Origin of the sequence: Pantoea sp. 18069 (assembly GCF_902706035.1) — a bacterium.
In the GTDB taxonomy this organism is placed as follows: domain Bacteria; phylum Pseudomonadota; class Gammaproteobacteria; order Burkholderiales; family Burkholderiaceae_C; genus Comamonas.
The window spans coordinates 101107-123150 of sequence record NZ_CACSJA010000010.1 but is presented as its reverse complement, the minus strand read 5'-3'; the positions used below and the strand labels follow the sequence as shown (position 1 = coordinate 123150).

The 22044-nt window shown below is 63.0% G+C and carries 17 protein-coding genes and 1 tRNA gene; 14 read left to right on the top strand and 4 right to left on the bottom strand.

The features are described 5' to 3' along the window. Positions 1-299 precede the first annotated feature (299 nt). The 11 genes from GVL12_RS10465 to GVL12_RS10415 all read left to right on the top strand — a co-directional run bounded on the left by GVL12_RS10465 (position 300) and on the right by GVL12_RS10415 (position 14714). Positions 300-1256, top strand: a complete 957-nt coding sequence (locus tag GVL12_RS10465) for an ABC transporter permease (protein ID WP_159913575.1) — start codon at positions 300-302, stop codon at positions 1254-1256. Positions 1257-1267: 11 nt separating this feature from the next. Then, positions 1268-2176 carry an ABC transporter permease gene (locus GVL12_RS10460; protein WP_159913573.1) on the top strand — a complete coding sequence of 303 codons (909 nt, stop codon included), beginning with the start codon at positions 1268-1270 and terminating at the stop codon, positions 2174-2176. A 34-nt stretch (positions 2177-2210) separates the two neighbouring features. Continuing rightward, positions 2211-3926: an ABC transporter substrate-binding protein gene (locus GVL12_RS10455; protein ID WP_200843660.1), complete on the top strand. Its 1716-nt coding sequence runs from the start codon at positions 2211-2213 to the stop codon at positions 3924-3926. Between the two features lie 60 nt (positions 3927-3986). Further along, positions 3987-4955: an ABC transporter ATP-binding protein gene (locus tag GVL12_RS10450; protein WP_159913571.1), complete on the top strand. Its 969-nt coding sequence runs from the start codon at positions 3987-3989 to the stop codon at positions 4953-4955. A 20-nt stretch (positions 4956-4975) separates the two neighbouring features. Continuing rightward, positions 4976-5944 (top strand): ABC transporter ATP-binding protein, encoded by a 969-nt coding sequence (locus tag GVL12_RS10445; protein ID WP_159913569.1) that lies wholly within the window; start codon positions 4976-4978, stop codon positions 5942-5944. Positions 5945-5969: 25 nt separating this feature from the next. After that, positions 5970-7712 (top strand): long-chain-fatty-acid--CoA ligase, encoded by a 1743-nt coding sequence (locus tag GVL12_RS10440; protein WP_159913567.1) that lies wholly within the window; start codon positions 5970-5972, stop codon positions 7710-7712. Between the two features lie 121 nt (positions 7713-7833). Continuing rightward, positions 7834-9036, top strand: a complete 1203-nt coding sequence (locus GVL12_RS10435; RefSeq protein ID WP_159913565.1) for an acetyl-CoA C-acyltransferase — start codon at positions 7834-7836, stop codon at positions 9034-9036. Positions 9037-9048: 12 nt separating this feature from the next. After that, positions 9049-11139, top strand: coding sequence for a 3-hydroxyacyl-CoA dehydrogenase NAD-binding domain-containing protein (locus tag GVL12_RS10430; RefSeq protein WP_159913563.1), 2091 nt, complete (start codon positions 9049-9051; stop codon positions 11137-11139). 87 nt (positions 11140-11226) lie between these two features. Further along, the gene (locus GVL12_RS10425) at positions 11227-12420 is read left to right on the top strand and encodes an acyl-CoA dehydrogenase family protein (RefSeq protein ID WP_159913561.1); all 1194 of its coding nucleotides are present in this window, start codon (positions 11227-11229) and stop codon (positions 12418-12420) included. Positions 12421-12430: 10 nt separating this feature from the next. Then, positions 12431-13564: an acyl-CoA dehydrogenase family protein gene (locus tag GVL12_RS10420; protein WP_159913559.1), complete on the top strand. Its 1134-nt coding sequence runs from the start codon at positions 12431-12433 to the stop codon at positions 13562-13564. 106 nt (positions 13565-13670) lie between these two features. After that, positions 13671-14714 carry a porin gene (locus GVL12_RS10415; protein ID WP_159913557.1) on the top strand — a complete coding sequence of 348 codons (1044 nt, stop codon included), beginning with the start codon at positions 13671-13673 and terminating at the stop codon, positions 14712-14714. Between the two features lie 47 nt (positions 14715-14761). Here the strand turns inward: GVL12_RS10415 and GVL12_RS10410 are convergent, their stop codons facing one another. After that, positions 14762-16000 carry a TetR/AcrR family transcriptional regulator gene (locus tag GVL12_RS10410; RefSeq protein ID WP_159913555.1) on the bottom strand — a complete coding sequence of 413 codons (1239 nt, stop codon included), beginning with the start codon at positions 15998-16000 and terminating at the stop codon, positions 14762-14764. Between the two features lie 52 nt (positions 16001-16052). On the opposite strand from GVL12_RS10410, the gene GVL12_RS10405 reads away from it, so the two are divergent. Both GVL12_RS10405 and GVL12_RS10400 read left to right on the top strand, forming a co-directional pair. Continuing rightward, the gene (locus GVL12_RS10405; RefSeq protein ID WP_159913553.1) at positions 16053-16481 is read left to right on the top strand and encodes a hypothetical protein; all 429 of its coding nucleotides are present in this window, start codon (positions 16053-16055) and stop codon (positions 16479-16481) included. A 36-nt stretch (positions 16482-16517) separates the two neighbouring features. Further along, positions 16518-17072: a hypothetical protein gene (locus GVL12_RS10400; RefSeq protein ID WP_200843659.1), complete on the top strand. Its 555-nt coding sequence runs from the start codon at positions 16518-16520 to the stop codon at positions 17070-17072. On the opposite strand, the gene GVL12_RS10395 is transcribed toward GVL12_RS10400, so the two are convergent. The 3 genes from GVL12_RS10395 to GVL12_RS10385 all read right to left on the bottom strand — a co-directional run bounded on the left by GVL12_RS10395 (position 17063) and on the right by GVL12_RS10385 (position 20514). Beyond that, positions 17063-17137 (bottom strand) — tRNA-Val (locus tag GVL12_RS10395). The two genes, GVL12_RS10400 and GVL12_RS10395, sit on opposite strands and share 10 nt — an antisense overlap. Positions 17138-17305: 168 nt before the next feature. Next, positions 17306-19642 (bottom strand): molybdopterin guanine dinucleotide-containing S/N-oxide reductase, encoded by a 2337-nt coding sequence (locus GVL12_RS10390; protein WP_159913551.1) that lies wholly within the window; start codon positions 19640-19642, stop codon positions 17306-17308. A gap of 107 nt (positions 19643-19749) precedes the next feature. Continuing rightward, on the bottom strand, positions 19750-20514 hold the full coding sequence (locus GVL12_RS10385; protein WP_159913549.1) for an IclR family transcriptional regulator: 765 nt from the start codon (positions 20512-20514) through the stop codon (positions 19750-19752). A gap of 337 nt (positions 20515-20851) precedes the next feature. Here GVL12_RS10385 and GVL12_RS10380 point away from each other — a divergent pair, with 337 nt between their 5' ends. Next, complete coding sequence (locus GVL12_RS10380) at positions 20852-22018, top strand: CaiB/BaiF CoA-transferase family protein (protein WP_159913547.1); 1167 nt, start codon at positions 20852-20854, stop codon at positions 22016-22018. Positions 22019-22044 lie beyond the last annotated feature (26 nt).

Genomic DNA, 22044 nt, shown 5'->3' with positions numbered 1-22044 from the left:
TCGCAACCCCTGCAAGGCGTTTCCAAAAACAGGTTTTCCAGGGGTTCCTGTCGGTAACAAGGCGTAAACACAGCGCGTTACCGCACAAGGTGCCATTGCCCAAGTCCACTCAGAGGCGACGGAAAGCGGGCCCGCAAGGCCTTGAGCCACGTCGATTCGAAATTCGAGTACAGGAGAGATATGGTGCGACACGCAATCAACGACCTACTTGGAAGTCCGTCCCGCCACAGGCCCAAGCGCTGCCATTGCCCGGCCGCGCAGGCGATCTACGCAGCCGTCCCGTTCACAGGGGGGATCTGATGCAGACCTATATATTGCGCCGCATCCTCGCGCTGCTGCCCACCATGCTGATTGCCAGCATCATCGTTTTCGTGATCGTGCGCATGGTGCCCGGCGATGTCGTCGACCTGATGCTGAGCCAGAACGATGCGGGCTCCAACAAGCTGACCCGCGATCAGTTGCTGGAGACGCTGGGACTGGACAAACCCATCTGGCAGCAGTACGGCACCTGGATCAGCCGCCTGCTGTTCCAGGGCGATCTTGGCGACTCGCTGTGGCAGGGAGATTCGGTGCTGGGCATGATCGCCGATCGCCTGCCTGTCACTTTCGAGCTGGGCCTGCTGGCAATGCTGATTGCGCTCACGGTGGCGATCCCCGTGGGCGTGTACTCGGCTGTCAAGCAGGACACTGCGGGAGACTACGCCACGCGCTCGTTCTCGCTGCTGATGCTTGCGGTGCCGAGCTTCTGGATAGGCACCATGGTCACCGTGTTTCCATCGATCTGGTGGGGCTGGTCACCCGAAATCCACTTCACGCCCTTCACCGAAGACCCTTGGGCAAACCTGCAGCAGATGCTGATTCCGGCGACCATCCTCGGCCTGTCGCTGTCGGCGATCACCATGCGCATGACGCGCACCATGATGCTCGAGGTGCTGCGCCAGGACTACATCCGCACGGCCCGCGCCAAGGGCCTGAGCGAAATGCTGATCCTGACCCGGCATGCGGTGCGCAATGCGCTGATTCCGGTGATCACGCTGATCGGCAGTCAGGCGCCGGTCCTGATCGGTGGCGCCGTGATCCTCGAGCAGATCTTCGTGCTTCCCGGTATGGGCCTGCTGCTGCTCGACGCGGTCAACCAGCGTGACTACCCCGTGGTCACCGGCGTGTTCTTCGTCGTCGGCATCAGCGTGATGCTCATCAATCTGCTGGTCGATCTGAGCTACGGCCTGATCGATCCCAAAGTCAGACAGCGTTAAGGGAGGCGAACATGAAAACCCAGGCCATTGCGCTCAACGTACCCGCCAAATCCGCCACGCCCCGGCGCCACAGCGCGCTGCGCAGCTTCATGCGCAAGCTATTTCGCGAAAAACGCCTTGGCGCCGCGGGCGCCGTGGTCGCGATCTTCTTCCTGCTGGTCGGTATCTTTGCCGACTTCCTGGCCCCGTACGGAATGAACGAGGTGGACATGGGCGCACGCATGCACGCCCCTTCCTGGGAGCACCCGTTCGGCACCGACAACCTGGGCCGCGACCTGCTCTCACGCTGCATCTACGGCGCGCAGATCTCGGTGGTCATAGGCCTGTCGGTGGCCGTGATCTCGACCTTCATTTCCGCGCTGATCGGCGTCGTCTCCGGCTACTTCGGCGGCAAGATCGACATGCTGATCCAGCGTTTCGTCGACGCCTGGATGAGCTTTCCCGGCCTGGTCGTGCTGATCGTCGTGGCCTCGGTGTTCGGCTCGGGCATCACGCAGATCGTCATCACCCTGGGATTGCTGATCGGCATCGGCGGCTCGCGCATCGTGCGCAGCGCCGTGGTCTCGGTGCGCGAGGACATGTACATCCACGCCGCCAAGTCGATTGGCGCTTCGGCGCCGCGCATTCTCTGGCGCCATGTGCTGCCGAACGTGGTTGCGCCGCTGATCGTGCTGTTCTCCTCGAGCGTCGGCGCCGCCATCCTGGCCGAATCGGGCCTGTCCTTCCTGGGCCTGGGCGTGCCGCCGCCCCACCCCACCTGGGGCGGAATGCTCTCGGGCAATGGCCGCACCTACATGCTGCAGGGCCCATGGCTTGCCCTGGCCCCCGGCATCTGCCTGACGCTGGTCGTCTACGCAATCAACGTCTTTGGCGACGCCCTGCGCGACATGCTCGATCCCCGCATGCGCGGCACCCGCTGATTGCCCTGCGCCCCCACCACCCAAGGAGACAAGAATGTACCAAGCATCGACGACGCCCCTGACCCGCTTCGCGAACCACCTCGCACTTGGCATGGCCCTGGCCGGCGCGGCCGGCGCGGCGCTGGCCCAGGGCGAAGCACCGAAATACGGCGGCACGCTCAACTTCGCCAGCACCAGCGCGGGCGTGGCGACGCTGTCCTGGGACCTCGTGGACTGGCAGGCCACCTTGCAGACCCGCGACACCGGCCAGTTCTACGAGCAGCTGTTCGCCGTCGACCTGTCGAAAGCCAAGAGCCGCGGTGGCAAGTACCCGTTCACCATCAGCGGCTGGCAGCCCACCGACTCCGTGCGCGGGGAGCTGGCCGAAAGCTGGAGCTGGCCCACGCCGCTGAAGCTCGAAGTCAAGCTGCGCCAGGGCGTGAAATTTCCGGCAAAGAAAGGCGTGATGGCCGAACGCGAACTCGTCGCCGAGGACATCGTCTTCAACTTCAACCGCATGAACACCAGCCCCAAGCGCACCCAGGGCTACTACGACCATATCGACAAGGTCGAAGCGACGGGAAAGCACACCGTGGTGTTCCACTTCAACAAGTACATCGCCGACTGGGACTACCGTTTCGGCAACGGCTTTTTCTCGGGCATCGTGCCCAAGGAAGTCGTCGATGCGGGCGCGGGCAGTTGGAAGAACGTCAACGGCACGGGCCCGTTCATGCTGACCAACGTCGCCCAGGGCAACGCGCTGACGTTCAGCAAGAATCCGGTCTACTGGGACAAGCTCACCGTCGCCGGCAAGAGCTATCAGTTGCCCTTCGTCGACCGCGTGGTGCACCGCGTGATCAAGGACGAATCGACCCAGCAGTCGGCGCTGCGCACCGGCAAGCTCGACATCCTGTCGTCGATTTCCTGGGAAGCGGCCAAGGAGCTCAAGAAAAGCACGCCCCAGCTCCAGTGGAACCGCTGGCTCACGACCAGCGCACCGCGCGTCGCGCTGCGCGTGGACACCAAGCCGTTTAACGATGTGCGTGTGCGCCGCGCGCTCAACATGGCCGTGAACAAGCAGGAGATCGTCGACAAGTTCTATGGTGGCGAGGCCGCGCTGTTCACCTTCCCCATGCACCCCGAGTACCTGGGCTACCACAAGCCGCTGAGCGAGCAGCCGGCCTCGGTGCAGGAGCTGTTCAAGTACGACCCGGCCAGGGCCAGGAAGCTGCTGACCGAGGCCGGCTACCCCAACGGCTTTGCGTTCAAGATGCAGATCTGCAGCTGCAACGTCGAATCGATGGAGCTGATGCCGCTGGTCGCGGCCTATCTCGAGGGCGTGGGCGTGAAGATGGAAATCACGCCCATGGAATACGGCGCTCATCTGTCGGCAATGACCAGCCACACCAACGCGGCCGGCTACCTGACCGCCATTCCCGATGTGAATCCGACGACATCGCTGCGCATCAACTTCGGCAAGGACCAGGTCTACAACGCGCCGATGATGGACGACGCCCAGTTCGACGCGCGCGTGGCCGAGGCCAATGGCGAGCGCGACGAAGCCAGGCGCCAGCAGATGCTGCGCGAACTCACGGCCCAGGTGCTCGACCAGGCGCCCGCGATCTGGATGCCCGCGCCCTACCGCTACACCGCCTGGTGGCCCTGGGTGAAGAACTATGGCGGCGAGATGTTCGTCGGCGCGGGCCGCATGGCCCCGATCCATGCCCAGCTCTGGATAGACCAGGACCTGAAGAAAAAAATGGGCTTCTGAACGCCGGCCGCGCACTTCCCAACTTTCACCCCCGGGCCTTGTGCCCGGCAGGAGCACCCCATGGCAACGCCTGTACTGCAAGTGAAGAACCTGACCACGCGTTTTCGCACCGAGCATGGCGAAGTCACGGCCGTAGACAACGTGTCCTTCGACGTGCACGCCGGCGAGACGCTGGCCATCGTCGGCGAATCCGGCTCGGGCAAGAGCGTGACGTCCATGTCGATACTCGGCCTGATTCCCAGCCCGCCGGGAAAGATCGAGCAGGGCGAAATCCTGTTCGAGGGCCAGGACCTGCTCAAGCTCAACGCCGAGCAGATGCGGCGCATCCGCGGCGACCGCATCGCGATGATCTTCCAGGACTCGATGGCGTCCCTCAACCCGTCGATCACGATTGGCAAGCAGATCGCCGAGCCGGTCCAGCTGCACCGCAATGCGCCCTGGAGCGAGGCCTACGAGCGCGCCGCCGAACTGCTGGCCCGGGTGCAGATTCCCGACGCGAAAACCCGGCTGTCCGCCTATCCGCACCTGTTTTCCGGCGGCATGCGCCAGCGCTCCATGATTGCCATGGCGCTGGCCTGCGAGCCGCGCCTGATCATCGCCGACGAGCCGACCACGGCGCTCGACGTGACCGTGCAGGCGCAGATCCTGGACCTGCTCAAGGAGCTGACGCAAAAGGAGCAGACCGCGATGATCCTGATCACCCATGACCTGGGCGTGGTCGCGCGCTACGCCGACCGCGTGGCCGTGATGTATGGCGGGCGCATCGTCGAGCAGGGCGCGGCGCGCGACATCTTCGAGCAGCCGCAGCACCCCTACACCCAGGGTCTGCTGGCCTCGATTCCGCGCATCGACAGCGACCCGGACCAGCCCCTGCCCGCGATCGAGGGCATGCCGCCCGATCTGTCCGCGCTGCCGCCGGGCTGTGCCTTTGCACCGCGCTGCCCGCGCTCTAGCCGCGACTGCGATGCCGCCCGGCCTGCGCTCACACGCGTCAAGGAAGGCCACAGCAAGGCCTGCTTCAACACCTGAGCCCCACGCCGGAGTACGCAATGCAAGAGATTCTCAAAGTCGAAGACCTGAAGATCCATTTTCCCGTAATGAAGGGCGTGATCTTCAAAAAGCAGGTGGCGACCGTGAAGGCCGTCGATGGCGTCTCGTTCTCGGTGCGCCGCGGCGAGACGCTGGGTGTGGTCGGCGAGAGCGGCTGCGGCAAGTCCACCACGGGCCTGGCGCTGATGCACATGCTGCAGGCCACGAGCGGGCGCATCCTGTTCGAAGGCCAGGAAGTGACGCCGTCGCAGCTCAAGCAGTTCCGCAAGCGCGTGCAGATGGTCTACCAGGACCCCTATGGCTCGCTCAACCCGCGCATGAAGGTCAAGGACATCATTGGCGAGCCGCTGGAAGTGCATGGCCTGGCCAAGGACCCGGAAAAATACCAGCGCCGCATTGCCGAGTTGCTGCGCATGGTGGGCCTGCTGCCCGACATGGCCGAGCGCTACGCACACGAGTTCTCGGGCGGCCAGCGCCAGCGCATAGGCATTGCGCGCGCGCTGGCGCTCGAGCCCAGCGTGATCGTCTGCGACGAACCGGTCTCGGCGCTCGATGTGTCGATCCAGGCGCAGGTCATCAACATCTTCAAGGACCTGCAAAAGCGCCTGGGCCTGACCTATGTGTTCATTGCCCACGACCTGGCCGTGGTGCGCCACATCAGCGACCGCATTGCCGTCATGTACCTGGGCCGCGTGGTCGAAGTCGCTTCACGCGAAGACCTTTACAGCCATCCCAAGCATCCGTACACGCAGGCGCTGCTGTCGGCGGTTCCGCAAGCCAACGTGGATGCCGAAAGCCGCCGCCAGCGCATCGTGCTCAAGGGCGAGATTCCGAGCCCGCTGCGCGTGCCCGAAGGCTGCCGCTTCCACACCCGCTGCCCGGCCGCGATGGCACGCTGCAGCACCGACGACCCGGCCATGCAGGAAAGCGCCAGCGGCCATGCCGTCGCCTGCCACCTCTATCCGTGAAGACTTGTCCCCGAAGGAACTACCGATGGATGCCCAGACCTTTCCCGAATTCAGCACCAACTACCCGCTGCTGCTGACGACCTTCATGAAGCGGCCCGTGCGCTACTACCCCGACCAGATCGGCGTGGTCTACCGCAACCACATCAGCGGCGAGTACCAGCGCTTCACCTGGAAGGAATGGCACCAGCGCGTGTGCCAGCTGGCCCACGCGCTGCGCCAGTTGAAGATCGCGAGCGGCCAGCCGGGGCGCCTGGGCGACCGCGTCGGCACCATGTCGTACAACACCCACCGCCACCTCGAGCTCTACTACGCCGCGCCCTGCTCCGGCGCGGTGCTGCATCCGATCAACATCCGGCTGTCCGAGGACCACATTGCCTACACCATCAATCATGCCCAGGACAGCGTGATCTTTGTCGACGACGTGGTGCTGCCGCTGCTCGAGAACATCTACGACCGCATCAAGGACACGGTCAAGACCTTCGTCTACATGTCGGACAAGCCGGGTCTGCCCGATACCCGGATTCCCAATCTGATCGAGTACGAGAAGCTGATCGCCGTGCAGCCGACGAGGTTCGACTGGCCCTATCTGCACGAGGACACCATCGCCACGTTGTGCTACACCACCGGCACCACGGGCCAGCCCAAGGGCGCGACCTTTTCCCACCGCCAGCTGTACCTGATGACGCTGCACGGCATGGCGCGCCAGAGCATCGCCAACACGCCCGACTTCGTGCAGGCCGAGCGCCTGGGCGAGAACGCCGTGCCCATGCTCAACACGCCGCTGTTCCATATCCATGGCTGGGGCTCGCCGTTCAGCACAGTGTTCAGCGCGCAGAAGATCGTGCTGCCCGGCACCTTCACGGTGCGCGGCTTCTGCGAACTCGTCGACCGCGAGAAAGTCACGTCGGTCGGCATCGTGCCGACCATCGCGGCCATGCTGCTGGAGTTCAAGGACTTCGACCAGTACGACCTCAGCAGCCTGGTCAATGTGGGCGTGGGCGGCGGCGCGCTGCCGCTGGGCCTGAAGACCAAGCTGGAGAAGGCCTTGCCCAACTTCCGCGCGAGCTCGGGCTACGGCATGACCGAAACCGCCCCGGTGGCGATCGGCGCGTTCGTCAAGAAGCACATGGTCGGCTGGTCGAAGGAGGCCATCGACGAAGTCATGGTCAAGACCGGCCTGCCCTCGCTCGGGCTCGAGGTCGAAGTCATGGACGAGCGCGGCCAGCCCGTGCCCTGGGACAACCGGACCGTGGGCGAGATCGTGATCCGCGGCCCCTGGGTCACGCGCGAGTACTACCAGTCGCCCGACAAGACCGCCGAGGTCTGGTACGACGGCTGGTTCCACACCGGCGACATCGCCAAGATCGACGCCGAAGGCTTCGTGGTGATCGCCGACCGCCTCAAGGACGTGATCCGCAGCGGCGCGGAAATGGTGCCCACGGTGCTGCTCGAGAACCTGATCGCGATGGCGGACTTCGTGCTCGAGGCCATGGTGGTCGGCGTGCCCGACCCGGTCTGGGGCGAGAAGCCCATGGCCGTGGTCAGCCTGCGCCCGGGAATGAACGCCAGCGAGGACGAGGTGATCGACTTCCTGGAAGAGCATGGCGTGCAGACCGGCAAGATCACCCGCTGGATGCTGCCCAAGCTGGTGGCCATCACCCCCGAGATTCCCAAGACCAGCGTCGGCAAGTTCAACAAGAAAGCCGTGCGCGAGAACCTGGGGCACTTCCTGGCGATCGCCAAGGACACCACGCGACAGCCGGCCTGAGCCTTCGCCCCTGAGCCCCCGGCGGGCCATCCCTTCCCCGATTTCACGGCACCTGGCCCAGGTGCGGGGGAAGCGCTTGCCCGAATTTCCGGATTTCGACGTTTTCATTCAAGGAGTTTCCATGCGCGAAGCAGTCATTGTCTCCACCGCCAGAACCCCGATCGGCAAGGCCTTTCGCGGCGCGTACAACAACACCCAGGCCCAGGAGCTCGGCGCCCATGCGATCTCGCATGCGGTGCGGCGCGCGGGCATAGACCCCAACGAAGTCGAGGACGTGCTGATCGGCTGCGCGTCCCAGCAGGGCAGCAGCGGCGGCAACACCGCGCGCCAGAGCCTGCTGCGCGCCGGCCTGCCCGTCACGGTGCCGGGCATGACCATAGACCGCATGTGCTCCTCGGGGCTGATGGCAATTGCCACCGCGGCCAAGCAGGTGATCGTCGACGGCATGCAGATCACCGTCGGCGGCGGGCTGGAATCGATCTCGCTGGTGCAGTCCGGCAAGCCCAATACCCACCGCGCGCGCGATCCCTGGCTGGTCGAGCATATTCCCGAGCTCTACATGGCGATGATAGAGACCGCCGAGGTCGTCGCCGAACGCTATGGCATCTCGCGCGAAGTCCAGGACGCGTATGCCGTGCAGTCCCAGGCGCGCACCGCCCAGGCGCAGCAGGAAAAGCGCTTCGACCAGGAAATCGTGCCGACCACCACGGTCTACAACGTGACCGACAAGGCCAGCGGCGAAGTCTCGCAGCAGACCATCACGCTGTCGCAGGATGAGGGCAACCGCCCCGGCACCAGCTACGCCGATCTGGCCAGGCTCAAGCCGGTCTTCAAGGAGGGCCAGCGCATCCAGGAAGGCCGCTTCATCACCGCGGGCAACGCCTCGCAGTTGTCCGACGGCGCCTCGGCCATGGTGCTGATGGAAGCGGGGGAAGCCCAGCGCCGCGGCCTCGAAGCGCTGGGCGCCTACCGCGGCATGGCCGTCGCGGGCTGCAATCCCGATGAAATGGGCATAGGACCGGTGTTCGCGATCCCGAAGCTGCTCAAGCAGCACGGCCTGCGCATGGACGACATCGGCATCTGGGAACTCAATGAGGCCTTTGCCTCGCAGGTGCTCTATTGCCGCGACAGGCTCGGCATTCCCGACGAGCGGCTCAACGTCTCGGGCGGCTCGATCTCGATCGGCCACCCGTTCGGCATGTCGGGCGCGCGCATGGCCGGCCATGTGCTGATCGAAGGCAAGCGGCGCGGCGCGAAGTACGGCGTCGTGACCATGTGCGTGGGCGGCGGCATGGGTGCGGCCGGCCTGTTTGAAATCTACTGAGGAAACAATGCCATGACCGCCATCAACTCCGTGACGCAACTGCACCGCATCGACCGCGTTGCCGTCATCTCCATCCACTTTCCCCCGGTCAACGCGCTTTCGGCCGCGGTGCGCGACGGCATCCATGGCGCGATGCAGGCGGCGCTGCAGGACGCGGCCATCGAAGCCGTGGTGCTGATCTGCGAAGGCAGCACGTTCATCGCGGGCGCCGACATCACCGAATTCGGCAAGCCACCGGCCGGCGTCAGCCTCGCAGAAGTCCAGCGCATTCTCGAGGAAGCGACCAAGCCGGTGATCGCCGCCATCCACGGCACGGCGCTGGGCGGCGGCCTCGAAGTGGCGCTGGTCTGCCACTGGCGCATCGCCGTGCCCTCGGCACGCCTGGGCCTGCCCGAAGTCAACATCGGGCTGCTGCCCGGTGCGGGCGGCACGCAGCGGCTGCCGCGCATCGTCGGCGTGGAAAAGGCGCTTGAAAACATGACTTCAGGCAGCCATGTGCGCGCCGGCGAAGCGCTGGAAAGCGGTCTGATCGACGAACTGGCACCCGAAGGCGAGCTGCAGGCCGCCGCCGTGACGTTCGCCCAGCGCATCGTCGCCGAGAAGCGCCCGCTGCGCAAGATACGCGACCAGAACGAGAAAGTGCTGGCCGCGCGCGACCAGCCGGACATCTTCGACAAGTTCCGCCAGGCCAACGCACGCAAGTTCCGCGGCCTCGAGGCGCCCGAAAGGATCATCCAGTGCGTCGAAGCTGCGGTCAATCTGCCGATCGAGCAAGGCCTGAAGCGCGAACGCCAGCTGTTTGTCGAACTGATGCAGGGCCAGCAATCCGCCGCGCTGCGCTACTACTTCTTCGCCTCGCGCCAGGCCTGGCAGGTGCCGGGGCTGGCCAAGGACACGCCACTGCTGCCGGTCGAGACCGTCGGCATCCTGGGCGCAGGCACCATGGGCGCGGGCATCGCGATGAACTTCCTCAACGCCGGCATTCCCGTGCACATCGTCGAAACGCGCCAGGAAGCGCTGGACCGGGGCCTGGCGACCATCCGCAGCAACTACGAGAACACGGCCAGGAAAGGCCGCCTGCAGCTCGCGGACATCGAACAGCGCATGGCGCGGCTCACGGGCTCGCTGGATCTGCAGCAACTCGCCGATGTCGATCTGGTGATCGAGGCCGTGTTCGAGAACATGGACGTCAAGAAGGACATCTTCCGGCGCCTCGACCAGACCTGCAAGGCCGGCGCGATCCTGGCCTCGAACACTTCGGCGCTCGATCTCAACGAAATCGCTTCGGCCACGTCCCGCCCCGAGTCGGTCATCGGACTGCACTTCTTCTCGCCGGCCAATGTGATGAAACTGCTCGAAGTCGTGCGCGGCACGCACACCAGCGACAACATCATTGCCACCTCCATGCAGCTGGCCAAGAAGATCGGCAAGGTCGCGGTACTGGTCGGCGTATGCCCGGGATTCGTCGGCAACCGGATTCTGGCCCAGCGCCAGCGCGAAGCCAATGCCCTGATCATGGAAGGCGCAATGCCCTGGGCCGTCGACCGCGTGCTCTACCAGTTCGGCTTTCCCATGGGGCCGTTCGCGATGAGCGATCTCGCGGGACTGGACCTGGGCTGGAACAAGGAGAGGTCGAGCTCCTCGACGCTGCGCGAAGTGCTCTGCGAAATGGACCGCCGCGGCCAGAAATCGGGCGCCGGTTTCTACGACTACGACGAAAAGCGCACCGCGGCACCGTCGCGCCTGGTCGAGCAGACCATCGCCGACTTCGCGAAGAAAAAAGGATTTTCCACGCGTGAAGTCAGCGACGAGGAAATCCTCGAGCGCTGCATCTATCCCATGATCAACGAAGGCGCGAAGATCCTTGAGGAAGGCATGGCGCTGCGCGCCTGCGACATCGACGTGGTCTGGGTCAACGGCTATGGCTGGCCCATCTACCGCGGCGGCCCGATGTTCTATGGCGACCAGATCGGGCTCGACAAGGTGTTGGCCCGGATGCAACAGTTCGAGCAGCAGCTGGGCCCGCAGTTCAAACCCGCAAAGCTGCTCGTGGAACTCGCCTCAAGCGGGCGCAAGTTCAGCGATCTCGCGCCGGCTAAGTAATCCCCTTTCATCGCCCCCTGCAGCAGGGCATGGCCTCCAGGCCATGCCCCGGGGGAAGACTCGCCCTTTTTCAACCAGGAGCACGTTATGGACCTCGAATATAAGGAAGAAGATCTGCGTTTTCGCGATGAAGTCCGGCAGTTCTTCAAAGACCATTTGCCGCCCGAACTCAGCGAGAAAGTCAGGCGTCGCCGCCATCTCAAGCGCGAAGACGCCGTGCGCTGGCACAAGATCCTCGCCGAAAAAGGCTGGATCGCGCCGGGCTGGCCGGTCAAATACGGCGGCACGGGCTGGAGCGCGATGCAGCGCCACATCTGGGCCGAGGAATACGCCAAGGCCTATGCGCCGCCCACGCTGTCGTTCGGCCTGAACCTGCTCGCGCCGGTGCTGCTGGGTTTTGCGAGCGAGGAACAAAAGCAGCACTACCTGCCGCGCATCTACCACGCCGAGGACTGGTGGTGCCAGGGCTACTCGGAGCCGGGCGCGGGCTCCGACCTCGCCTCGCTCAACACCCGGGCGGTGCGCGAAGGCGATCACTACATCGTCAACGGGCAAAAGACCTGGACCACGCTGGGCCAGCATGCCGACTGGATCTTCTGCCTGGTGCGCACCAGCACCGAAGGCACCAAGCAGACCGGCATTTCCTTTTTGCTGATCGACATGAAGACGCCCGGCATCACCGTGCGCCCTATCATCACCATGGACGAGACCCATGAGGTCAACGAAGTCTTCTTCGACAACGTCAAGGTGCCCGTGGCCAATCTGGTCGGCGAGGAAAACAAGGGCTGGACCTACGCCAAATACCTGCTCGGCCATGAACGCACGGGCATTGCCGCGATCGGCAATTCCAAGCGCGAACTCAAGGTGCTCAAGCGCCTGGCCCTGGCCAGGCAACTCAACGACGCACCGCTGCTGCAGGACCCGCAGTTCGCCGCGCGCGTGGCGGATATCGAAATCGAGTTGATGGCACTGGAAATGACGGCCTTGTCGCTGGTCGCCGAAGGGGCCAGCAGCAAGATCGGCCCCGAAGCTTCGCTGCTCAAGGTCAAGGGCACCGAGATTTCACAGGCCATCAGCGAAATGCTGCTCGAAGCCAGCGGCCCCTCGGGCCTGGCGTTCGATCCCGACTATCTGCATAACCGCAAACCCGCGCCCGACTCGGGCGAGGACGCGATCGCGGCGCTCGCTGCGCATTACTTCAACCTGCGCAAGATCACCATCTTCGGTGGCTCCAACGAAGTGCAGCGCAACGTGATTTCCAAAATGATTCTGGGACTGTAAGGAGAACACCATGGACTTTCGTCTTTCCGAAGAACAGCAGCAATTCTCCGAATCCCTGCAGCGCTGGATCGAACGCGATTACTCCTTTGAAGAGCGCAGGAAGATCATCTATTCCGATGCCGGCGTATCGAGCCAGGGCTTCAACGCGCTCGGTGATCTCGGCGCGATTGCGCTGGCCATTCCCGAAGACGCCGGCGGCCTGGGCGGTAACTCCGAAGACCTGATGATCGTCATGAAGGAGCTCGGCCGCGGCCTGGTCATCGAGCCCTACTTCGCGACGATTCTGGCCTGCGACTTCCTGCGCCGAGGCGGTCAGAGCGCCGTGCTGCAAGAGGTCGCAACAGGCAGCGTCACGCTGGCCTGCGCGCTCAATGAGAAGGAAGCAGGCCACGAACTCTTCAACATCACCACGCCGGCAAGGAAGGACGGTGACGCCTATGTGATCAATGGCGCCAAATGCGCCGTAATCCACGGCGCACAGGCCAGCGGCTGGGTGGTCTCGACACGCACCAGCGGCGCTGCGCGTGACGAGGAAGGCATCACGCTGTTCTACGTGCCGGCCAACCTTGAAGGCAGCAAGGCTGTCGACTACCGCACCTTCGACGGGCAACGTGCGGCAAACATCGAATTCAACAATCTGCGCGTACCGGCGTCTTCGATGATCGGCGAGGAGGGCAAGGGCTGGGAGATCCTGGACGCGGCCGCCGATTTCGGCGTGACCATGCTCTGCGCCGAGGCCGTGGGCGCAATGGAAGCCGCGAATGCGCAGACGCTCGAATATCTCAAGACGCGCAAGCAGTTCGGCGTGCCCATCGGCACCTTCCAGGTGCTGCAGCATCGCATGGCGGACATGTTCATCCACGCCGAGCAAGCCAAGTCGATCACCGTGCTGGCAGCGGTCAAAGTCAACACCGCGCCTGCCGAGGGGCGCAGAAAACTGGTGTCCGCGGCCAAGGTGCGCGTGGGCAAGGCATTGCAATTCGTGGGCCAACAGGCCATACAAATGCACGGAGGCATGGGCATGACCAACGAAATGCCCATTTCACACTATTTCAAGCGGCTCACCGCCATTGAAATGACGTTGGGAAACACTGACTTCCACCGGAGTCGATTCATCCGTCAGCCCGATTTCATGGCTGCCTGATTCCTGCGCCTCGTCACTAGATCCAGTCCGTTTCGGTTGCAAGCCAGGTCTTGCAGCCTGGACTGGATTTTTTTATTCGGTCTATTCCTTTTCCAGGGGTTCTGAAATGAAAAAGTTCGTAGTGAGTTCAATGGTTTTAGCAGTGAGCACAGGAGCAGTCCATGCGCAGTCCTACCTCACATTGTCCGGCTCGGTATATGGCGGCCTGGGGTTCAACTCGGGAGGATCCGCGCTGCGCACGGCTTTGGCCGGCACCTCGTCTTTCATGATCAGCGGCAAGGAGGACATGGGCGGCGGGCTTTCCGCCCTGGTCAAGCTCGAAAATGGCTTCAATGCCGACACCGGTACGACCGCCAGCAGCACTTTCTTCGACAAGCAAGCGTTCCTCGGCCTGCAGGGCACATGGGGCACGGTGCGCATGGGCCGACTCTATACGCCCTCCTTCGCCACCCTGGCGCTGGTCGGCGACCCGACCGCAACCTACGGCGTATTCACCGCGACCAATCTGATGGAAACCCATGGCGTGCGCCTGAACAACGGCATCATCTATAACAGCCCGGGCTTCAACCCCTGGACCTATGCACGCAAAGGGTTCTATGGGGCATTGGCCCACTATTTTGGCGAATCGCCAACGGGAGGTGCGTCACGGAACAGCGCGACGGGTTTCAGCCTCGGCTATGGGCAAGCTGGGCTGAGCGTTGAAATATCCCACCATCAAAGCAATCTGTACACCAATGCCACGCTCGATGTCGATGCCAAAAGCACGATTTTTGCGGCCAACTACAAGTGGGCCCAGGCCAGACTTTTCTTCGCCTACTCCGACAACTCGGCGCGCAACGTGATCACCCAGGCAAAAACCAAGGACAACACCGATATATTGCTCGGCATCTCCTACCCCTTGAGCAGCGGAACGCTGTCGGCATCCTACATCCGCAAGGACAACCAGTTGCTGCCCGGAAATGACGCTTACCAGATCGGTGCGATGTATGAGCATTTCCTGTCGAAACGATCGAAAGTGACGCTGGGTTTCGCAAGAATCCACAACCGCAATCCTGCACGGCCGCACCGTATCAGCAATGGCTATGCGGGAACCACGGCCGTGACCGCCGGAACCACCGCGATCACCCTGGGGATGACCCACCGGTTCTGATCATGGGTCAACATGGGCAGATTCATCTGGCCATGTTGCGCGAATATTCAACCGCTCAACAATCCATAATAAAGCGGCCGGATATAAAGACTGTCCACGTTGACATTCTCTGAACCAGGCACCCATTTATCCAGTGTCAACGATCCGTTGATCATTCCGACGATCATCATCGACGCCACGGATTGATGGGTCACCCGGACCGACCCATCCATCATTCCCACGGCCAGGAAATCGGTGAGATTCTGGAGCAGCTTGCGCAACGGCTTGATCTTTTCATGGAAGTTGCTGTAGTCGGATATTTCGCTCCAAGCCGAGACCCGCAGTAATGGACCCTGCTCGGAGAAATGGTATCTGAGCAATGCGCGGGAAATCCCGCCAAGTTTCTCTAGGCCATTGCCCTGGTGCTGGTGCACGGTTTCCTGAAATCCTTCCAGCACGGCATGCGTGCGCTCCATGCACTCGGCGAAAAGATCTTCCTTGCTTGGAATATGGTGGTAAAAAGACCCCTTGGTGACACTCAATCGCGCCGATATCCGGTCGATGGACGCGCCGTTATAGCCCGCTTCATTGATCAGATGGATAGCGGCCACCAGAAATCCATGATTGGGTGATTCGGGTATCTTGAACTCCGACAGCTTACGATCAATGGCATTGTTCTGCCACGGCGCATCATGGACCGCGAGACCATTGAGCATCACGTCTGTGATATAGAACTGGATTCTTTCGTAATTTTCCAGGCTGTAGCTTCCCATCCATATACGTGACCATTGGATCTGCGCAAGAAACAAGTGCGTCCTCAGGGTCAATATCATCCGGTTTTCGGAATTTATCTCTCCCTCGGCAAGCAGTCCCCGCACCCTACGGAACATGTTTTTATAACCGTCAAAAATAATCTTTGTATAAGAGCTGTCCAATTCTGCAGCATCGCGAAATGTCATGATCGCGGGGTAATTTCCTTTCGCGCAGTCGGACAGCTTCTTGATAAATTCTTGAATGAAGCGCTTAACTCTTTCAACCGGCGTTTTTTCACTTTCCGCCATTTCGGTAATCATGTCGAATGTCTTGACCGTATGCATCAGACATTCAAATACGAGATCTTCCTTTTTTTTGAAATAATAAGTGATGCTATTCGTGCTCAAGCCAACCTGCTTTGCCACCTCAGACAGCATTGCACCTTTTATCCCATTTTCATCAAAAAGCTTGGACGCAACATTGATGATCGCCTCACGCTTTTTCATATAGCGTCCGGTATTGCGCTCCGCGGTGCCGCCTGATTCAATATTCATAATATTCTCGATAAAACCACATGAAAACATGCCGGGAAAGAGACAGCTTCTTATGAAAGCGCTTTTCCATGGAATCGTACCGGGGCGTGATTTTCCATTGTGTCGTGAAAGCCCCTTTGCACCAGCCAGCAGCACTGAGGCGCTGCGCCACCGGAAAAAACATGGAGCCAGGATGGATGCGCGGCCCGGGCCGCCGGGCAACGGGACATGCTCCTCTTGCGCGCCAGCACTGCTCCCTTGCCCGCTATCGCCCTATTTTAGTTTTTTGGGTATTTGTTTTCGTCATTTTTTTCAAACATCCACCAGAAAAAATTACAAATTTTTGTCAAAACGTATATTTTTTAGAGTGACGGCAATGGATGTGGTGGGCCTTGAAAAAGAGCGCAAGAAAAACGAGGTGGACATTACGGCGCTGCCCGGTACATGTGCAGCGCGATATCGTTCTGCCGCCGGCACAATTTCCCGCTGGCGTTGTCGGTGACGGGGTGCGATACCACGTCGGCACGCGGGTGTACCTGTGATCGCCAAGGCCCACAGCGCGCACCTGGGCACTTCCGAACTCGTTGGTCGTGCGATCCAGCAGGCGGTCCAGGACCTCGGCCTTGCCGAAAGTGTGTTTTCCTTGCTGATCGGCGCCGGGCGCAAGCTGGGCGAGGCGCTGATGGCGCAGATCAACCCGACGGACTACGCCGACGCACGGCGCCTGATCCCGGTACTCGAACGCAAGGCGGGTCACATCCTGGCCAACGGCTTCCCAACCGGCGTGGAAGTGTGCCATGCCATGGTGCACGGCGGGCCCTTCCCCTCGACGTTGAACACCCTATTCACTTCCGTGGGTGCGACCGAGACCAATCGTTTCCTGCGCCCGACGAACTGCTGTCGGCGGCAGTGCAAGAAGCGAATCCGCAGGGGCTTTCCGGGGTCGTCAACGGCGCGCTTGAGAAGGCCTGAGCGCGCCAGGCGGCACTGCGAACCTGCCTGCGGGGCCACTCAAGGGCCCCGCGTGCCGCACCTTGGCATCATAAAAAAACCCTGTAAGTCAATGACTTACAGGGTTTCAATTGGTGGGTGATGCAGGGTTTGAACCTGCGACCCCTGCCGTGTGAAGGCAGTGCTCTACCGCTGAGCTAATCACCCGAAATCTGTCGTTGCTGGCGGCTTGCCAGTCGATTCCAAAATTCTACCAGCGCCGCGCAGGGCGGCCGGGAAAAAACCGCATATTTTTGCATCTGCGAGCGCTTTGGCCATGGATTGGCCCCTGCGCAGGCGCGCAAGGCCGCGCCCTGCAGCGGGCGGACAGCCTGGTCAGAGCGGCATTCTGCTCCTGTCCAGCGGCTCCAGCGCCGGCCGGTCGAACGCCGTCACCGGCGGCAGCTCACCGGTAAAACGCTCGAGCTGCACCAGGCAGGTCTGCGCGGCGCAGCCCTGGGACAGGCGCGAAGCGCCTTGGTCGCAGGTCAGCACATTGGGATTGCCGTGCTTGTCCAGAGCAAGCGCTTCACCCACCGCCACCGGATCCCACCAGGCCCCGGTAGCCATGCGGACCACACCGGGCATCACCGTCTCGTTCACCACTGCTCCCGCCAGACAGGCCCCGCGGGCATTGAAGACCCGCACCACGTCTCCCGCAGAAATGCCGCGTGTCTTGGCGTCGTCCGGATGCAGCACGATGGGCTCGCGCCCCTGCACCTTGTTGGCCAGGCTGTAGACGGAAAAATCCAGCTGGCTGTGCAGCTTGGTGTGGGGCTGGTCGGAAATCAGGTGCAGCGGATGAAGGGCTGCGGCGGCCGCGCCCAGCCACTCGCGCGGCGCCTGCCACACCGCATGGCCGGGACAGTCGTCATAGGCAAAGCCCGCGATCTGCGCGCAGGCGATCTCTATGCGACCGCTGGGCGTCCTGAGCGCATGGGCGACGGGGTCTGCGCGGAAGGCTTCGAGCATGACGACAGGCCGCTGCGCCGCAGGCAGCCGGAACTCGCCGGCGCTCCAGAAGGCATCGAACGACGGCAACTCCACACCCAGGGGCCGGGCGCGCTCGGCCGACTCCTCGTACATATGACGCAGCCATTGCGCCGCGCTGCGGCCTTCGGTGAATGCCTGCCCGGCGCCCAGGCGCCGGGCCAGCGCCGCAAAGATCGCATAGTCGTCCCGCGCCTGGCCCGGCGGCGGCATCACGGCCTTCATGGCCACCATCAGCGGCTCGCGCGTGGCAAAGCCGATGTCGTCGCGCTCCAGCGTGGACGTGGCCGGCAGCACGATGTCGGCCATCTTGGCATGCGCATTCCAGACCTGCTCGTGCACGACGATGGTCGACGGCTTGCGCCACGCGCGCGCCAGCCGGTTCAAGTCCTGGTGGTGGTGAAAAGGGTTGCCGCCAGCCCAGTAGATCAGGTCGATGTCGGGATAGACATGGCTTGCGCCGTTGTAATCGAAGCGGGCTCCGGGGTGCAGCAGCATGTCCGCGATACGCGCCACGGGAATGAACACCGACACCGCATTGCGGCCTTGCGAAAGCGTAGGCCCGGGGAACTTCGGATGCGGGCTGCCCATGAGATTGGCCGGCCCATAGGCCACGCCCAGGCCTCCCCCGGGCAGGCCGATCTGGCCCAGCACCGCGGCCAGCGACAGCGCCGCCCAGTAGGGTTGTTCGCCATGGTCGGCCCGCTGCAGGGACCAGGCAATATTGACGAACGAGCGGGTGCCAGCCATGTCCAGCGCCAGCTGGCGCAGCACCGGCGCGGGAATGCTGGTAATGCCTTCGGCCCATTCGGCGTTCTTGGCCACGCCATCGCTTTGGCCGCTCAGATACGCCCACCATGCATCAAAGCCCACGCAGTGGCTTTGCAGGAACGATGCCGCATGGCGCTGCGCATGCACCACTTCGAAGGCCATGGCCAGCAACGCCGCCGCGTCGGTATTGGGACGGATGGGAATCCATTCAACACTGCCTGCAGGCGCATCGAAATTGTCGCTGACCGGGCTGATGTTGACCATGCGGCAGCCGGCGCGGGCCAGGCCCGCAAGGCCAGGCCGCACGCGGTGTTCCGCGGCCCCGCCAGCGCTGACCTGCGCGTTCTTCGCGGGTATGCCGCCAAACGCCACCAGCAGCCGGGTGTTCGCCTGCATCACGTCCCAGCCATGGTGCATGGCCATCAATTCATCCATGGGTGCGATGACATGCGGCATCAGCACGCGGGCCGCACCCAGGCTGTAGCTGTCCACGCTGCGCACGTAGCCCCCCACCGCGTTGAGCATGCGATGGACCTGGCTCTGGGCATGGTGAAAGCGCCCGGCGCTGGACCAGCCGTAGGAGCCGCCGAAGATCGCCTGGTTGCCATGGCTGTCGCGCACCCGCTGGATTTCGCCGGCCACCAGGTCCAGCGCATGCTCCCACTCGAGTTCGACAAAAGGCTCGCGTCCGCGCAACTCGGGCCGCGCCCCCGGGCCGTCATACAGCCAGCTGAGGCGAACCGCGGGCCGGCGCACCCGCAGCGGCGAACGGTAGGCATCCCACATCGCCAAGCCTATGGGAGAAGGATCGGGGTCTTCAGGCAGCGCCTTAAGCCCCCGGACCTGGCCCTCGCGCCGGTCCACCTCATACACGCCCCAGTGGGCAGAAGTCAGCTCGCGTCGTTGTGTCATCGTCTGTGCTCCGGACACTGCATGTGCCGCGCCGCATCCTATAACGATTCCACATTTCGAAATAAATGTTCTATATCATAGAACTATAGAGCACACCGTCGCTGCGCCTAGCGCCACAGGGGAACCGCATACCGTGCGCCCAATCGCTCCGATATCTGCGCCGCGGCTTCCACGACCAACGGCGCAAATTCCTTGATCTGCGCGGCCTTGAAGCGCTCCTTCGGCCCGGACAAGCCCAGGGCGGCGACCACATGGCCGCTGACATCGGTCACCGCAGAAGCGATGCCGCAGACGTTCTCGTTCCACTCGCCCCTGTTCACGGCATAGCCCTGGGTGCGCACGCGCGCCATCTCCTGCAGGAACTTGTCCGTATCGACAATGGACTGGGGCGTATGCGCCACCAGGGTCCGCGCCATGGCTTGCAATGCCTCGGCGGAACGGAACGCCAGCATGGCCTTGCCCGTGGCCACGCAGGACGCGCTCGCCCGGCCGCCGATCTGCGTATAGGCGCGCACCGGGTTGGGACTGTCGAGCTTGTGCACGTAGACCACCTCGTCGCCGTCGAGCACCGAAAGATGGACCGTCTCCCGGGTCTGCGTCAGCAGCCGTTCCATCACCTGCTCGGCGTGCACGCGCAGATCCAGCTTGGATAGAACGGCCGACCCCAGCTCCCAGAGCTTGATGGCCGCGGTGTAGCGCCCGCTGGTTTCATCGCGCACGATGTAGCGCGTTTGCGTCAACGCCTGCAGCAGGCGGTGCACATTGCTCTTGGCCAGACTCAGCTGCGCAGCAATTTCCGTCAGCCCCAGCGCGCGATCGCTATGCGCCAGCAGCTCGATGATGGACAGTCCCTTGACGAGGGTGTTGTTCATGAAAGTCACCCCAATTGAATCGCCACAAAGCCACCCTCTCAGGACTATTCCCGATGAATGTTCATAGCATTTTCAAATTATAAAACGTCGGTTCTACATTTTGGAATACTCCGACTGATCGTTCCTTGGCGGCTGCCTGCCCGGGCCGCCATGCGATGGCCATGCGCCCCGGTCCCAACGACACCGCCGCCCCTCGAGGAATCGGCGATTGCCTCCATCAACAGTTCCACATTACAGAACTGTTGTTGCCAATTAAAGAACTACATAAGATGGCCTTCACGAGCAATGCGAAAGCCTTGCAGACCATTCTTGACTTCTTTTGGCCGCCTCATATCTCATGAAAAACAACGGAAATGCTGTCCTGCCCCTGTCCGGAGTGCGCGTCGTCGAGTTCTGTTCGACCGCCTCCGGACCCTTCTCGACCATGCTCCTGTCGGACATGGGCGCCGATGTGGTCAAGATCGAGCCGCCCGCAGGCGACGGCCTGCGCCAGTGGCCGCCGCTCAACGCGGGCTATAGCGAGAACTTCGCCGCGCTCAACCGCAACAAGCGCTCCGTGGTGCTCAATCTGAAAAACCCCGACGATCTGGCCCTGGCGCGCCAGTTGATCCTCGAAGCCGACGTGGTCGTCGAAAACAACCGCCCTGGCGTGATGGACCGGCTGGGTCTGGGCTATGCGAGCTTTGCCGAAGCCAGGCCGCAACTGCTGTTCTGCTCGATTTCAGCCTACGGGCAGAGCGGCCCGCGTTCGGGCGAAGGCGGCTTCGACCTCACCATCCAGGCGGCCGCGGGCGTGATGAGCATCACCGGCGAGCCCGGCGGCGCCCCCGTCAAATGCGGCGTGCCGCTGTCCGACTTCGCGTCCGGCCTGTATGCGGCGTTTTCCATTGCGGCCATGCTGGCCCAGGTGCGCGCCGGCGGCAAGGGCGCGCACATCGACATCCCCATGTTCGGCTGCACGCTGGGCATCGCGGCGCTGCAGACCAGCGAGTTCTTCGGCAACCAGCGCAGCCCCGTCAAGCTCGGCTCCGCCCATCCGCGCAACGCCCCCTACCAGGCGTTTCGTGCAGCCGATGGCTATTTCGCGATTGCCGCGGGCAACCACAAACTGTGGCTGGACGTCTGCCGCGTGGTGGATCTGCCCGAACTGCCCCAGGACCCGCGCTTTGGCAGCACCACCGATCGCGCCCAGCACCAGGAAGCGCTCAAGGACATCCTGGAGCAGGTATTCACGCTGCAGCCCGTGGCGCACTGGATCGAAGCCTTCAATGCGGCCGGCGTACCCCACGCCCGCATCAACGACTATGCGGCGGCGCTGGCCGACGCGCAAACCGAGTACATGCAATGGGTGCAGCCACTGGAGCTGCCCAATGGCCGCAGGACGCAGACCTTCGCCTCGCCCGTGCGGCTCAACGGCCAGGGCTTTCCCATCCGCAGCATGCCGCCCGAACTGGGCCAGCACACCGAGGAAGTGCGTGCGCAATTTGCCGGGGTGTCCGTCTGATGGCCCGCAACCGTTTGCTTCATTTT

Bases quoted from the DNA above. Each gene is read 5' to 3' on its own strand.
- GVL12_RS10465 (WP_159913575.1), top strand. From the start codon at position 300: ATGCAGACCTATATATTGCGCCGCATCCTCGCGCTGCTGCCCACCATG.
- GVL12_RS10460 (WP_159913573.1), top strand. From the start codon at position 1,268: ATGAAAACCCAGGCCATTGCGCTCAACGTACCCGCCAAATCCGCCACG.
- GVL12_RS10455 (WP_200843660.1), top strand. From the start codon at position 2,211: ATGTACCAAGCATCGACGACGCCCCTGACCCGCTTCGCGAACCACCTC.
- GVL12_RS10450 (WP_159913571.1), top strand. From the start codon at position 3,987: ATGGCAACGCCTGTACTGCAAGTGAAGAACCTGACCACGCGTTTTCGC.
- GVL12_RS10445 (WP_159913569.1), top strand. From the start codon at position 4,976: ATGCAAGAGATTCTCAAAGTCGAAGACCTGAAGATCCATTTTCCCGTA.
- GVL12_RS10440 (WP_159913567.1), top strand. From the start codon at position 5,970: ATGGATGCCCAGACCTTTCCCGAATTCAGCACCAACTACCCGCTGCTG.
- GVL12_RS10435 (WP_159913565.1), top strand. From the start codon at position 7,834: ATGCGCGAAGCAGTCATTGTCTCCACCGCCAGAACCCCGATCGGCAAG.
- GVL12_RS10430 (WP_159913563.1), top strand. From the start codon at position 9,049: ATGACCGCCATCAACTCCGTGACGCAACTGCACCGCATCGACCGCGTT.
- GVL12_RS10425 (WP_159913561.1), top strand. From the start codon at position 11,227: ATGGACCTCGAATATAAGGAAGAAGATCTGCGTTTTCGCGATGAAGTC.
- GVL12_RS10420 (WP_159913559.1), top strand. From the start codon at position 12,431: ATGGACTTTCGTCTTTCCGAAGAACAGCAGCAATTCTCCGAATCCCTG.
- GVL12_RS10415 (WP_159913557.1), top strand. From the start codon at position 13,671: ATGAAAAAGTTCGTAGTGAGTTCAATGGTTTTAGCAGTGAGCACAGGA.
- GVL12_RS10410 (WP_159913555.1), bottom strand. From the start codon at position 16,000: ATGAATATTGAATCAGGCGGCACCGCGGAGCGCAATACCGGACGCTAT.
- GVL12_RS10405 (WP_159913553.1), top strand. From the start codon at position 16,053: ATGAAAGCGCTTTTCCATGGAATCGTACCGGGGCGTGATTTTCCATTG.
- GVL12_RS10390 (WP_159913551.1), bottom strand. From the start codon at position 19,642: ATGACACAACGACGCGAGCTGACTTCTGCCCACTGGGGCGTGTATGAG.
- GVL12_RS10385 (WP_159913549.1), bottom strand. From the start codon at position 20,514: ATGAACAACACCCTCGTCAAGGGACTGTCCATCATCGAGCTGCTGGCG.
- GVL12_RS10380 (WP_159913547.1), top strand. From the start codon at position 20,852: ATGAAAAACAACGGAAATGCTGTCCTGCCCCTGTCCGGAGTGCGCGTC.